We start from the raw sequence: 13,276 nt of genomic DNA, 5'->3' as shown, positions 1-13,276 counted from the left end.
CCAGGAATTCCCGCAAAGCCCCGTTGACAGCGCCCTGACCCCGCTATATCAGCCGCTTTCACGACACCTGCCCAGGTGGCGGAATTGGTAGACGCGCCAGCTTCAGGTGCTGGTGTCTGTATGGACGTGGAGGTTCGAGTCCTCTCCTGGGCACCACCCCTTTCTGACCAGGGGTCATGGACAAGGGGCAGAGCGTGGCAATCCATACCTATCAAAACGACCTGCCCGATGGGCTCGACCTTGGCCCGGTGGTCGCGATTGATTGTGAAACGATGGGTCTGAACCCACATCGCGACCGATTGTGTCTGATCCAGCTGTCTGGTGGGGATGGTGAGGCCCATCTGGTCCAAGTGGCAAAGGGCCAGACCGAGGCGCCTAATCTTTCCGCGCTGCTGACCAATCCGGATGTGCTGAAATTGTTCCATTTCGGACGGTTCGACATCGCCGCGATGTATCATGCCTTCGGAGCTCTCACCGCACCGGTGTATTGCACAAAAATCGCCTCGAAACTGGTGCGGACCTATACGGATCGGCATGGGCTGAAATATCTCTGCCAGGAGCTTCTTGGCATCGACATCTCGAAGCAGCAGCAAAGCTCGGATTGGGGTGCTGAGGCGCTCAGCGAGGCGCAGAAATCTTATGCCGCGTCCGATGTCTTGTATCTGCATCAACTGCGCGATGAGTTGAATCGCCGCCTGGCCCGGGAGGGGCGCGAAGAGACAGCGCAATCCTGCTTCGATTTCCTTCCAACCCGCGCGCAGCTCGATCTGGCGGGATGGCCCGAGATCGACATCTTCTCTCATTAGGCCGTGCGATGGCCGCCGAGAATAGATATTCGCAAATCGTCTCTTGGGTGAAGATCATCCTGCCGCTTCTGGCTCTCGGACTGCTTTCGACGCTTTTTCTCTTCTCGAATTCGCCGGACCCAGAGCAGGCGATCCCCTTCGCCGAAGTTGATGTGGAAGAACTCGCCCGCGAGCAACGCTTGGGGCAGCCGCGATTCGCCGGCACGCTGGAAGACGGGCGCGAAGTGCTGTTCATCGCCGAGCAAGCCGCCCCAGTACCCGACGCACCAAATCAGATGCGCGCAGATGTGGTTCAAGCCCGCGTCGATCTATCCGAGACCAGCTATATCCTCTTGGCCAGCGCCGGATCCCTGGTTGATCTGTCCGCACGGACGGCTCAATTGGAAGGAAACGTCCGCATCACAAGCTCTTCTGGGTACCGCTTGGCCAGCGAAGAAATGGTGCTGTCGCTGGATATTCTGAGCGTGATTTCGCCCGGCCCGGTGCATGTCAACGGCCCGTCTATGACTCTCTCCGCCGATCGTATGGAGCTCACAGAAACCGATGGCGCGCAGGTTCTGATGTTCAACGGGGGCGTGAGGATGCTATATGATCCGAACAGTTGAGGATTTTTAATGCGCTCTCTCGTTCTGGCCGTTTTGGCCCTTTGCTTTTCTGCGATTACCGCCGCCGCCCAAGTCAATATCGGCTTTGGCGGCGTGGCTCATGACGCGACCCAAGCCCTTGAGGTGACCTCGGACAATCTCACCTTGAACCAAGAAACCGGTAACGCCGTCTTCTCCGGGAATGTGATTATCGTTCAGGGTGACCTGCGGATTGCAGCCGGGGAGGTCATCGTCTTTTACGGCACCGAGAATGGCGCGCAGGATGTGACGCGGGTTGAGGCGACCGGCGGCGTCTTGGTGACGCGCGGCACCGATGCGGCCGAGGGGCAATCCGCCGCTTATGAAGTTGTCACCTCGCTCATGACCCTGACCGGAGACGTGTTGGTCACCCAAGGCGCAACCGCGATCTCTGGTGATCGGATGGTTGTGAACATGGCCACGGGCGACGGCACTGTTGAAGGCCGGGTCCGCACCATTCTGCAATCTGAAGAGGCCGATCAATGACCGCCCGCCCGGCATTGACCGTCACCGACGGACAGCAGGGGCTGCATATCAGCAAGCTGCGCAAAAGTTATCGCCGCCGCCCGGTGATCCGCGATGTAACGATGTCGCTGAACCAAGGTGAAGTGGTCGCGCTGCTCGGCCCGAACGGCTCCGGCAAGACGACGTGTTTTTACTCCATCGCCGGGTTGATCGCGCCCGATGGCGGCACCGTTACACTCGATGGCCGCGACGTGACGCAATTGCCGATGTATCGCCGCGCCAAGGCCGGGATCGGATACTTGCCGCAGGAGATGTCGATCTTCCGAGGGTTGTCGGTTGAAGACAACATCATGGCGATTCTCGAGGTGGCCGAATCCGACCGAAGCAAGCGCTTGGATCGTCTAGAAGAACTGCTCTCGGAGTTTTCCGTCGGCCATCTGCGCCGTGCGCCGGCACTGTCGCTGTCCGGCGGTGAGCGGCGGCGTGTGGAGATCGCCCGTTGCCTCGCATCCAATCCGCGATACGTGCTGTTGGACGAGCCTTTTGCGGGGGTTGATCCGATTGCCGTGAGCGAGATTCGTGCGTTGGTTTCCGACCTGAAGACGCGCGGGCTGGGTGTTTTGATCACCGACCACAACGTGCGAGAAACCCTGCAAATCGTCGATCGCGCCTACATTCTTCACGATGGCGCGATTCTGATGAGCGGCAGCGCGGATGAGGTGGTGCAGGACGAAAATGTGCGCCGGGTCTATCTGGGGCAAAGCTTCCGCATCAGCTGAGAAAATCATCGCCCAATCAGCGGCGGTGCGCTCAGCGCAAACACGCAAGTGCCACGATATGCCGCCCCTCTTCCCGTCGGGTTCCGATTGACGCCACCCGCAAAATATCGCCAAATACGTCCGATGTTCGCAACCGCCGATCCACTCAAAGCACTTGGTTTGGGCTCGTTACGCCCGGATCGCACGCAAGAGCACGGCAGAGCAGTTTCCGACATCGTAAACACTTGGTTAAGGCCTCGCAGCTAAAGTCGTGTGCGGCCTTTTGCGCTATGCGGAGGATATATGCGGTACCAAATCAGCGGAAAACAGATCGACATTGGTGACGCGCTTCAGACCCATGTGAAGGACAGTCTGAGCAGTGTGATGTCGAAATATGCCGAACGGCCCACGGATGCCTCGGTGGTTTTCTCGCGCAGCGGGCATGAACATGTCTGCGAGACCACTGTTCACCTCTCCACCGGGCTGACGGCTTCGGCCAAAGCGTCGGAGCACGAGATTTACGCGGCCTTCGATTCGTGCTGCGACAAGATGGAGACGCAGTTGCGCCGCTATAAACGGCGCCTGAAAGACCATCACAAAGAACGTGTGCAGCCCGTTGAACTTTTCGGTGCGTCGTCCTATATCCTCGCCGCATCGGAAGATAGCGACGCTGCGGAACCCGAAACGCTGCAACCCATCATCGTGGCCGAGATGGAAACCAAAATCCCCTCACTTTCGGTTGGGGAAGCGGTGATGCAGATGGAAATCGCAGGTGCACCGCTTTTGGTTTTCCGAAATGAGGGACATGACGAGGTGAATGTGGTCTACCGCCGCGACGACGGAAATGTCGGGTGGATCGACCCGCGCCGCGAAACATAACGGAGCACGCGCCGCACGCGCGAGGATAGGATCAGACATGGATTTGGCGACGCTGCTCAAACCGCAGAGCATTAAGGTTGTTTCTGATGTCACGAGCAAGAAACGTTTGATGCAAACCATCTCTGATGTGGCGGAAGGCCTTGTGGGCTTACCCGCTGGCCGCATTTTCGATGCCCTGCAGGATCGGGAGAGCTTGGGACCAACGGGTGTCGGCCATGGCGTTGCCTTGCCGCATGCGCGTCTGACCGATCTCAAAGAGGTCTGCGGTGCATTTTTGAAACTCGACAAGCCGATCGACTTTGATTCAGTCGATCGGCAGCCCGTCGATCTGGTCTTTGCGTTATTTGCGCCCGCGAATACCGGCGTGGATCACCTCAAAGCGTTGGCGCTTGTGTCTCGCACATTGCGAAATCCGGCCCTCTGCGCAAAGCTGCGGGCCAACTCCGATCCAGCCACGCTGCACACGCTGATTACGGGTGATATGGCCACGCAAGCTGCCTGATCTAGAGCCGATCCCAGTAGCGGTAGCCGAAATTGATACAGACGCGGCGATCAACTTCCATCGCCGCTTCTTTGCATAGAAGCGCGATCAATCCGTTTCTTTGGGCAAAGTGCATCGTTTTCGACCGCCGCCGATATCCTCTTGGCGAAAGCAGTTACTTCTTCACCAGATACGGGCGCGGACCCCCAGTTGGTTGGTGCATTTCGACATTCGTCGCTGGGAAATCCCCCATCACGAACGGTTTCATACCCTGGTTTTTGAGATTCTGTAGGAACTGCCCGAACCCGTCCAGATTGGCCATGCGCGGTGCTTCGGTCAGACGCGGGGCCGAGGGGCCATCCATCGCATCAAGAATGCTTTGCAGATTTTCCATCGGCTCTTCGATAAACTCCGCCAAGCTCCAAACCCGCACGTCGGCGCGGGTTCCGATGTTCCGCAACCGGTTCACGAACTCAACTTCGCGCTTCTGCATCAACGCCGCTTCTTTTCGAATATCGGAGAAATCTCGATTCGAGAGGTAAAGCGGAACAGCCCAGGCCCCCGTAATCACGGAGATCTGCGCGTTGCTATCGGTCGAGAGAAACCAACAGATTCTCTGATTGTCCCGGGGGCTGAATTGAAAAACCTGCCGCTCGCCACGTGTGTTCCAGATCAGACTGGTCAGGAACATCTCAGGGTTGTCATCGCGAAGCGCCGCGGTCGCCGGAAGGCAGCCAGCATAGATATCGGCGTCGCCGGCAAATCGGGCACGGACCGGATCAAACAGGCTGCCATGAACGCGAGTGCCGAGACGACGAGAGAGCCAGGGCTCAAAATCCTCGAAAAGATCATTGAACCCCTGAAAGACGGAATATCGGGCGCAGGTTTTACCGTTCTCCAAATCCAGGCGTGGAAACCGGCTGTGCATATAGAGCCCTGCGCGTCCGCGTGTGCGCCGCTCAAGCGCTTTTGCAAACACGCGGTCGATCTTGCCAGGCGCCGGCTCAGCCATTTGCGACTCACGGTGGTTCGGCCCGAGAAAGGTCTCGTAGAGTCGGTCTGCCTGCGGCCAAGCCTTGCGGGCAACAAAACAGTCGGATCGCCGAAGAAGATGCAAGTGATCATCGTAGAACACATGCGGTTTACCCTGGAAATCAAACTTTGAGAGCGTCAGAGACCGGCTTTCAATCCGCGTCGAATATAGCCGGGCAATCGTCTGATAGTAGCTTTCATCCGGGATCCAGACCCGCTTGAAATAGGCGTCGTGGATCTTCCGTGCCGGATCTTGCAAAATCGCTGAGAGGGTTTGTCGGGTCAGGCACCACCATTGGGAGCCCAGATGCGGCACCAAGTTTTCGGGTATTTTGCGGGTGAAGCCGACCCGCCGCTGAAGTTCCACATACCGATCGAACAGAAGCCGGTTCCGCTTCCAAGAAAATGGGAAACGGAGCTGAAACCGCTCCGCGTTGAGGCCTCCAACCGTCCAGTCGACGTCTTGGGTTGTCACGCTTTCGATGAAATCTGTCCGGGGGCGCGCTTTCAGATACTCCCGCAACTCATCAACCGGGCGCAGCGGCAAGCAAGAGCCGCTGGCCAGATAGATATGTCTGACGTCCGGAAACTCGGCCAGCATGACTTCGGAGGCGGTTTGCGACGCCGCAACAAGGGACCACGTGCCCCATTCGCATCTGTGACGTTTGGAGAACCGGATATTGCCGCAGTCCTTCAGATCCGACCGCAATTTCTCGGAAGACGCCTTATCAACGCGCCGATCCAGATGAATCACCACCGGGCAATCTTGCTCGGCCCAATGGCGCGCCACCTGCGCCGCTCGATCCAGCGCAGTATGGCAGAGCATGACAAAGCCGACCGTACTCATGCCCAGTTTCCTTTGGACATCAGGCCCAGAATCTCAAGCTGCCGCCAGTTGATGTAGCGTTCTGACCACTTGCACCAGAAGGCGAGATCTTCCTGAAGACCGTCGTGATACGCTTTGTATTCGACGCCATCGGCATAATGCTGACCGCGTTTGATCTCTTCATTGGTCTTGGCCGAAAACGTGTCGATAAACTTGGCGTGCATCAGCACACCCGACGTCTTCTCGCCGCCCGACTCATCGAAGACAAGGTTTAAACCTCGGGGCAGCAGCATATGGGTCGAACTGGCATAAGCGTATCTCTTCTGCCACCGCACTAGGGGAATCTTGTTCAGCGCTGGCGCCTTCTTAGGCTGATCCGCAAAGAAGACCCGGCGGCGCGGCCCGCCTTGAATCCAGAGATTGCGGAACTCCCAATTCCGAGAAATCGTGTAGTTTCCGGGGTCAAACCAGCACGCAATCTCGAATGGATTTTGTCCTTCCCGATAGGGTTGCGCAGATAGGTTTCCCTTCGGATACATATCCAAAATCATGGTGCCGAAAGACTTCACCGATGAGGCATCCAACCAGTCGGTCAGCGCAGGGATCGGCCGGGTGTCACAAAAGGGATAGACCAGAAACTCGTCCACATCGACTGTCAGCGCCCAATGACCGTCGGCATAGGTCATCAGCAAACTGTTGATCCAATCCACACCAAAACGGGAGGCTTTATAGCTCCCATGTGTGGTCCAGACAGAGCAATCTGGCTGACCCATCACATATTCGCGGCTGCCATCCTCACTGTCATTGTCGACAAACAGAAAATGCCCAACCCCACGGTCACGATAGTAGTCGAGAAAGTAGGGCAACCTCGGGCGTTCGTTCCGAAACGTCGCAAAGCATAGCAGGTCTGCGAGTTTGATCCTGTCCGTTCGATCCGCGACAAGTTCCAACTCCCTCCGTTTCAGAAGGGCGCGGAGCACCAGCCGCTTACGACGCAGGCGCATTTTGTAGGAGTTCAGTATGCTCAACCTGTATCCACCTACCAGGAAGCCTCAGATCGCCATCATTTTCTTTGCTTAGAGACTTATGCAACAGGAGAAGACTTTTATCTATCCTTCATCTGTCGATCCGAAACAGAGGCAACCCCAGCGGGCCACCAAGATCAGCCATAGCGTGACAAGATAAATGAAGAGTTAGTTTGGCCGTCTATCGCCATCCACCATCAGACATAAGCCCCAGGTCGACCAACTGCCACCAGTTGTCATAACGACAGGATGTCGGCGCCCAAAGATCGGGGTTTGCCACCAAGGCTTCATAATAGTCGGTATGCGCTTCGCTGCGGGCAAAATGCTGTTTCCGCGCGCGTTCCTCAACCGATCTTTCGACGATCGAAGGCAGGAACTTTGTATGAAGCAACGCACCTGACAGCCGATCAAACCCTGGTTCGGAAAAGACCCGATTGAGCCGTGGCGGCAGCAGAGTATGTGTTGAGTTCATATATGCGTAACGCCAGTGCCATTTGACCAAAGGCGTCTTGTTCATCGTCGGCGCGCGTCTGGGAGTTGCCTCAAAAAACAAGCGGTCGCGGGCACCACCTTGAATGAGATTGTTGTGCAGATGCGGCTGCGCTGTGCGGCGGTAGTTGTCGGCATCAAACCATGCGATGCAGTCTAATGGGTCGCTTCCCGCCTCGAAGCTTTGGTCGCCCACAGGACCCTTTGGATACAGATCGATCATCAGTGCGCCAAATGACGGCTGGCCACGCCTCTCCAGTTCGGCCACAAGCGCACTCAACCCACGACTGTCGCAATGCGGATAGACCAACAATTCATCGGCATCCAACGTCAGACACCAACGCCCCTGCCCGAAACGGATCAGAAGCCAGGTCAACCAATCCATGCCAAATCGAGACGCTTTGTAGCTATGGTCGGTTGTCCATAACGATACATCGCTCTGCTCGTTCAAGAACGGAATTGTCTGATCGGTAGAGTCATTGGCGACGATAAAGAAATGGCCCACACCAAGCGCACGATGATGCGCCAGAAAATGAGGCAAGCGCTCATATTCATTGCGGACGGTGGAGAAGCCCAGGACCATGTCGGGCTTGATCTGATCTGTACGGTCCTTCTGGCAGGTGATCTCACCCCGCAGACGATAGGCCCGATAGAGCAACTCGCGCCGTTTCCATCTCAGGCGATAGGCGGCGCGCATGTTGGCAAGACGGCTCATTTTGGCTGGATCAGGTTTGCGAACAAATGGTGCCCAACAAGATAACCTATTGTGCGGCGTCTTGTGACGCCATCAGTTCGCCAAGATACTGCGAAAACTCATCGCGCAACTCTTCACGCGCTAGGCCGAATGCCACCGTCGCTTGAAGGAACCCGGCCTTGGAGCCACAATCAAACCGTTGACCTCGGAACCGGTATCCATAGACATTGCCAGAGATGTCAATTTCTTGCGCGATCGCATCGGTCAACTGAACCTCACCGCCGGAGCCGGATTTGATCTTGTTGAGATTGCTCATAATGTTCGGCGTCAGGATATACCGCCCGATCACGGCCAAGTTCGACGGCGCTTCACCCATGGGCGGCTTTTCCACCATGCCTTGCACCGACACGACGGAGCCCATGTCTTCCTTGATGTCCAGAACCCCATAGGCGGAGGCTTTCTCTGCCGGAACCTCCATGGCGGCAACCATATTGCCGCCAGTCTCAGCATGAACTTCAACCATCTGCTGTAAGCACGGTTTCTCAGCCGCAATGACGTCATCCGGCAAGATCACCGCGAAGGGTTCATCGGCCAAAAGGCGGCGCGCGCACCAAACCGCGTGGCCCAAACCCAGCGCTCTGTGTTGCCGCAAATAGGCAATCGCGCCGCTCTCCATATTGGTCGATTTCAGTGTTTCGAGCAGATCAGTCTTGCCCTTCTTGCGCAGGGAACTTTCGAGCTCGGGCGAGTGATCGAAATAGTCTTCAAGGGCACTCTTGCCGCGCGACGTGACAAAGATGAATTCCTTGATCCCGGCTGCGCGCGCCTCATCAATCGCATATTGGATCAACGGGCGGTCGACCAAGGTCATGATCTCTTTCGGGATCGATTTGGTCGCTGGCAAGAAACGTGTGCCAAGCCCCGCCACAGGAAAGATCGCTTTTGTTACGCGCTTTTTCATTATTCCACCGCTGACTGTTGGGCCGCGCCGATCGGTCGTCCGTCATTCGTGCGGAACCGGGCGCAGCATGCCTAAAAATGGTCCTCTAAACCGGTAATAGCTCAACCCGCGCAACAAAAGGTGAAATTTCTACAATAGAGCTCAATTTCAGCATTCGCGGCAATCTGTCCGCGCGGTTCCATGGCGGCACGCCAGACCTCCGGCGTCACCTATTGCGCCGCCATGCAAGAGAGGTCCTCTTGATGAGATCACGGCATTTCCATCTCAGCCATCATCGCTTCGATCCGGGGCACGTCCTCAGGGTTGTTGAGCTCCCAGAACTGACGGCCCTTTGCCGCAACTTCGACGCACAGGATATCATGGCCATGCTCCAAAAACCGGAGTTGTTCGAGACCTTCCATCTGCTCCAAAATACCCGGAGCGAGAGTCGGATAATCTCTTAGCGCATCCGGTCGGTAGGCATAGACACCCACATGGTGAAAGACTGGCGTCTCTGCATCAGCCTCATACGCCTCGGCTGTGAAGGGAATCACCTCTTTCGAGAAGTAAAGCGCGTGGGACTTCTCATCGAAAACCGCTGTGGTGCCGCCGACCCGGCCCGCCATCCGGTCTGCCTTTAAGGCCGTCAAGGTCGTCCCATCGCAGCGCAAGACCGGCGTCGCCACGACGGCCTGCGGCGCCGCCCGTAGACCGGCAACCAGATCTTCGAGAAACCAGGCCGGCGTCAGCGGCGCATCGCCTTGCAGGTTGACCACCATCTCAACATCATCACCGAGCAGTCCCAAAGCCTCGGCACACCGTTCTGTGCCGTTGGAGCAGGTTTCCGAGGTCATCAGAACATCGGCTCCAAATGTCTTCGACACATCGGCAATCCGGTCATCATCCGTCGCCACATAAATCGCGTCGAACCCATTCACCTCTGTGGCAGCCCGCCAGCTCCGCTCAATCAGGCTCTGAGATTGGCCGGTCGCCCCGCGCAACATCGCAAGCGGTTTGCCCGGATATCGGCTCGACGCGTATCGCGCAGGAATGATGCATACCACACTCATGCCAAGTGCAACGCGATGCCTGGGGCGAAGGCAATGAAGAACGAGTTCTCATAGCCGGGCTTGCCATAGGTGAAGGTTGCATGATCGTCGAAGCGAACCATTAACCCGCCAGAGCCACGCAGAACAGCATCCCCGGCGGCGGTATCCCACTCCATGGTCCGGCCAAGACGCGGGTATAAATCCGCCTCGCCCGTTGCAACCAAACAGAATTTCAGCGACGAGCCCGCGCTTTTCATATCCGCGACATCGTATTTCGCGATATAGGCGTCTGTCGCGGCATCGCGATGCGATTTCGACGCCACAACCATGAGCGCCGTTTCATCTGGGTCAGACACCGAAATCGGCACGCACGGCCCAGCGACATCAGGGTCAAACGCCCCGGTCTCCTCAACGCTTTGCCCATCCGCGCGAGTGTAGAACAAGCGTTCCTTCGCTGGCGCATAGACGACGCCGCGGACCGGTACGCCATCTTGAACCAGCGCGATGTTCACCGTGAAGTCTCCGCGGCGTTGAATGAACTCCTTGGTGCCATCCAGCGGGTCGACGATGATGAAGTCACGCGCCGACTGGCTGTGGCTTGCGGCTTGCTCCTCGGTGACGAGCGTGATGTCGGGGAAGGCGGCTCTTAAACCTGCGGAAATCAACGCATCAGCCGCCTCATCCGCCTCGGTGACGGGGCTTGCGTCCGATTTGACCTTCACATCGAAATCATCCGCCTCGTAAATCTCCATGATCCGGGTTCCGGCTTCGATGGCCAGCCTGCGAAAAACCTGCTCGATTTTCTCGAAATCCACGCGAGACGCTCCTTGCGGTCAAGATTGATAGTTAAGGCCTTTGCCGTTATCGTTTGGCAAAGAGCAAACGGCAAGACATCCCTGCACAAAGACGGGGTTCGCCCCGAGGCACGTTAGGCACCTGCATGTTTGAAGCCAAAAGACAGAACTCTTCTTTCCGGATGATGTTCAATCTGGCCGAGATGACGTTCCACTCGGCGGCCCGGAAGGTTCGCCAAACGCATCGCAATGCGTTTATGGCAATCATCGTAAGCATGTTTCAGTCAGTTCTGTTCATCGCGGCCTTCTATTTGATGTTCAACATCTTAGGCACGCGCGGTATCGCAATACGCGGCGACTTCATGATCTATCTGTTGACCGGCATCTTTCTGTATCTGACCCATATTAAAGCGCTAGGGGCTGTCATGGGTTCCGAGGGGGCGGCCAGCCCGATGATGATGCATGCACAGATGAACACAATCGTGGCCATCCTCTCCTCGGCTCTCTCGGCGCTGTACCTTCAGACGATCTCGCTCTTTGTGATCTTGTTTGTCATCCATGTGGCGATCAATCCGGTCGAGATCTTGCATTGGGATTTGGCTTTCTTGATGTATCTCTTGGCGTGGTTTTCCGGCTGCGCGATCGGTGTGATCCTCTTTGCTCTCAAACCCTGGGTACCGGATTTGATCTCGATCATCCAGATGATCTACGTGCGCGCCAACATGATCGCCTCGGGAAAAATGTTTGTTGCCAACATGTTGCCCAGCGCAATGATCGGGCTGTTCGACTGGAACCCGCTTTTCCATATTATCGACCAAATGCGGGGCGTGGTTTTCGTCAACTACAACCCGCATCACAGCAACTGGGAATACCCGCTCTATTTCTCACTCGCGATGTTGACGCTGGGCCTGATGGGTGAGTTCTACACCCGCAAACACGCCTCGCTCAGTTGGAGCGCAGGACGGTGAGGTGGGTCTGGGCCGTCCTCTTTTGTCTGATCGCTGGATGGGCACAGGCACAAGAGTATCCCGCTCTTTATGACGTCCGTGGCGTGGCGAGTGACGATGTCTTGAACATCCGGTCTGGCCCTGGCGTCGGCCATGACATCATTGGCAGCCTCTCGCCAAATACGCATAGCGTTGAAATCGTTGGCGTAAGCGCAAATGGACGTTGGTTGCGGTTGAACTTCCAAGAGCAATCGGGCTGGGCGTCGGCCTTCTATCTGCAGCGCACAGGCCCGATCTGGTCTTTTGGGCTTCCGACACCGCTCTCTTGTTTCGGAACGGAACCCTTTTGGTCGCTGGAGCGCACCGGCGGCAGCGCCGTGTTCAGCAATATGGGGTTCTCGCAATCGACTTATACCGAGGTTTGGAGTGGCCCCGCCGCCGGGCGCGGCCCGGATCAGTTCGGCGCGATTTGGGATGGCGAGACTGGCCGGATCACAGCAACACTGCGCCGCGAGAGCTGCAACGATGGCATGTCAGACCGGGCGTTTGGCATCTCGACTCTGCTTGTTCTGCAAGACTCCGAGGGCACGCAAATGCTCTCAGGCTGCTGCGCCTTGGCGCCTTAAGTCACAACCCGCAAGGTCAGATTGATCCGCCCGCCTTTCGGCAACAAGGCCGATGACCCAGGTCGCAACCGATCCACGCCATGATACGCCAGACGCGCATCACCCCGCAAAACTGCCACATCACCCGATTGCAGCCAAATCGACTCCGTTTTTCCACCGCGCCTCAGATTTCCGACGCGAAACAAGGCGTCATCCCCAAGCGAGATCGACACAACCGGCATCGACATATCCGCCTCATCCTTGTCTTGGTGCATGCCCATCCGGGCCCCTTCTTCGTAGAAATTCACCAAGCAACACTCTGGCGCATGGCTGACATCGCCAACCTCGTCCCAAACCCGCAAGATTCTTAGCGGGATCGCCGGCCATGGCGTACCGGAGGGATGATGCTCTAAATAGCGATAGCCGCTCTTGTCGGAGAACCAACCAAACTGCCCCGCCGATGTCATCCGCACCGACATTGGCTTGCCATACGGCGTCTCCGGCTGAAACAACGGGGCCGCGCGAACAATACCGCGAATGTCATCAAGCAGTGCCGTCTGCGCAGGCAAATCGATCAAGCCGGGATAGATATCCACGCCGCGGAGGTTCAGTTTGGGTGTCATGCCAAAACCCTATCAAGCCCGCCGACCTGTCGCGAGCCAAAGGTGGCGCTGTGTGGCCACAGACGGAGAAAATTCAAAGGCTATGCAAAACAAGGCCGCAATCTGCGATTGAGTCCGCTTGCAGCCCCGAAAACCCCTTCTTATATACCCTCCGAAACCGGCCAGGGCGGACCCCCTGGTTTTTGATATGGCGGATTGGGGGCCGAGACCGGACCCGACGCCGCCTGGATCGCCTGAGAA

15 protein-coding genes and 1 tRNA gene are annotated in these 13,276 nt (G+C 57.1%); 9 read left to right on the top strand and 7 right to left on the bottom strand.

Features of this window, described 5'->3' with window-relative positions; all coding sequences use genetic code 11:
* The first annotated feature begins 69 nt into the window (after positions 1-69).
* The 7 genes from QTA57_RS05025 (at position 70) to QTA57_RS04995 (ending at position 4,033) form a co-directional block, all read left to right on the top strand.
* Positions 70-156, top strand: a tRNA-Leu gene (locus tag QTA57_RS05025).
* A gap of 38 nt (positions 157-194) precedes the next feature.
* Entirely contained in the window at positions 195-806 is a 612-nt protein-coding gene (locus tag QTA57_RS05020) for a ribonuclease D (RefSeq protein ID WP_290153972.1), read from the top strand.
* A gap of 47 nt (positions 807-853) precedes the next feature.
* Positions 854-1,411 (top strand): hypothetical protein, encoded by a 558-nt coding sequence (locus QTA57_RS05015; protein WP_290153971.1) that lies wholly within the window; start codon positions 854-856, stop codon positions 1,409-1,411.
* 9 nt (positions 1,412-1,420) lie between these two features.
* Entirely contained in the window at positions 1,421-1,915 is a 495-nt protein-coding gene (gene lptA / locus QTA57_RS05010) for a lipopolysaccharide transport periplasmic protein LptA (RefSeq protein ID WP_290153970.1), read from the top strand.
* Positions 1,912-2,673: an LPS export ABC transporter ATP-binding protein gene (gene lptB / locus QTA57_RS05005; protein WP_290153969.1), complete on the top strand. Its 762-nt coding sequence runs from the start codon at positions 1,912-1,914 to the stop codon at positions 2,671-2,673. The genes lptA and lptB overlap by 4 nt, the downstream gene beginning before the upstream one ends.
* A gap of 282 nt (positions 2,674-2,955) precedes the next feature.
* Positions 2,956-3,531 (top strand): ribosome hibernation-promoting factor, HPF/YfiA family, encoded by a 576-nt coding sequence (gene hpf / locus QTA57_RS05000; RefSeq protein WP_171558937.1) that lies wholly within the window; start codon positions 2,956-2,958, stop codon positions 3,529-3,531.
* Between the two features lie 37 nt (positions 3,532-3,568).
* Positions 3,569-4,033, top strand: a complete 465-nt coding sequence (locus tag QTA57_RS04995) for a PTS sugar transporter subunit IIA (protein ID WP_145213733.1) — start codon at positions 3,569-3,571, stop codon at positions 4,031-4,033.
* A gap of 154 nt (positions 4,034-4,187) precedes the next feature.
* On the opposite strand, the gene QTA57_RS04990 is transcribed toward QTA57_RS04995, so the two are convergent.
* The 6 genes from QTA57_RS04990 to cysQ all read right to left on the bottom strand — a co-directional run bounded on the left by QTA57_RS04990 (position 4,188) and on the right by cysQ (position 10,882).
* Complete coding sequence (locus QTA57_RS04990; protein WP_290153968.1) at positions 4,188-5,891, bottom strand: DUF5927 domain-containing protein; 1,704 nt, start codon at positions 5,889-5,891, stop codon at positions 4,188-4,190.
* Complete coding sequence (locus QTA57_RS04985) at positions 5,888-6,874, bottom strand: glycosyltransferase family 2 protein (RefSeq protein WP_290154782.1); 987 nt, start codon at positions 6,872-6,874, stop codon at positions 5,888-5,890. The genes QTA57_RS04990 and QTA57_RS04985 overlap by 4 nt, the downstream gene beginning before the upstream one ends.
* 202 nt (positions 6,875-7,076) lie before the next feature.
* Entirely contained in the window at positions 7,077-8,099 is a 1,023-nt protein-coding gene (locus QTA57_RS04980) for a glycosyltransferase family 2 protein (protein WP_290153967.1), read from the bottom strand.
* A gap of 46 nt (positions 8,100-8,145) precedes the next feature.
* Complete coding sequence (gene galU / locus QTA57_RS04975) at positions 8,146-9,039, bottom strand: UTP--glucose-1-phosphate uridylyltransferase GalU (protein ID WP_171558946.1); 894 nt, start codon at positions 9,037-9,039, stop codon at positions 8,146-8,148.
* Positions 9,040-9,287: 248 nt separating this feature from the next.
* Positions 9,288-10,088, bottom strand: a complete 801-nt coding sequence (locus tag QTA57_RS04970) for a 3-deoxy-manno-octulosonate cytidylyltransferase (RefSeq protein WP_290153966.1) — start codon at positions 10,086-10,088, stop codon at positions 9,288-9,290.
* A complete protein-coding gene (gene cysQ / locus QTA57_RS04965; protein WP_290153965.1) occupies positions 10,085-10,882 on the bottom strand; it encodes a 3'(2'),5'-bisphosphate nucleotidase CysQ in 798 nt (265 codons plus the stop codon). Before cysQ ends, QTA57_RS04970 begins: the two co-directional genes overlap by 4 nt.
* Before the next feature lie 125 nt (positions 10,883-11,007).
* Here cysQ and QTA57_RS04960 point away from each other — a divergent pair, with 125 nt between their 5' ends.
* Together QTA57_RS04960 and QTA57_RS04955 are read left to right on the top strand one after the other, a co-directional pair.
* Positions 11,008-11,829, top strand: a complete 822-nt coding sequence (locus QTA57_RS04960) for an ABC transporter permease (protein WP_290153964.1) — start codon at positions 11,008-11,010, stop codon at positions 11,827-11,829.
* Positions 11,826-12,434, top strand: coding sequence for an SH3 domain-containing protein (locus QTA57_RS04955; protein ID WP_290153963.1), 609 nt, complete (start codon positions 11,826-11,828; stop codon positions 12,432-12,434). Before QTA57_RS04960 ends, QTA57_RS04955 begins: the two co-directional genes overlap by 4 nt.
* Here QTA57_RS04955 and QTA57_RS04950 read toward each other — a convergent pair.
* On the bottom strand, positions 12,431-13,036 hold the full coding sequence (locus QTA57_RS04950; RefSeq protein ID WP_290153962.1) for an alpha-ketoglutarate-dependent dioxygenase AlkB family protein: 606 nt from the start codon (positions 13,034-13,036) through the stop codon (positions 12,431-12,433). The genes QTA57_RS04955 and QTA57_RS04950 overlap by 4 nt on opposite strands.
* Positions 13,037-13,276 lie beyond the last annotated feature (240 nt).

It is taken from the genome of Fontisubflavum oceani (assembly GCF_030407165.1).
GTDB classification, from domain to species: domain Bacteria; phylum Pseudomonadota; class Alphaproteobacteria; order Rhodobacterales; family Rhodobacteraceae; genus Rhodophyticola; species Rhodophyticola oceani.
Note: the sequence above shows the minus strand (reverse complement) of the source record. Positions and strands in the feature narration are given on the sequence as shown.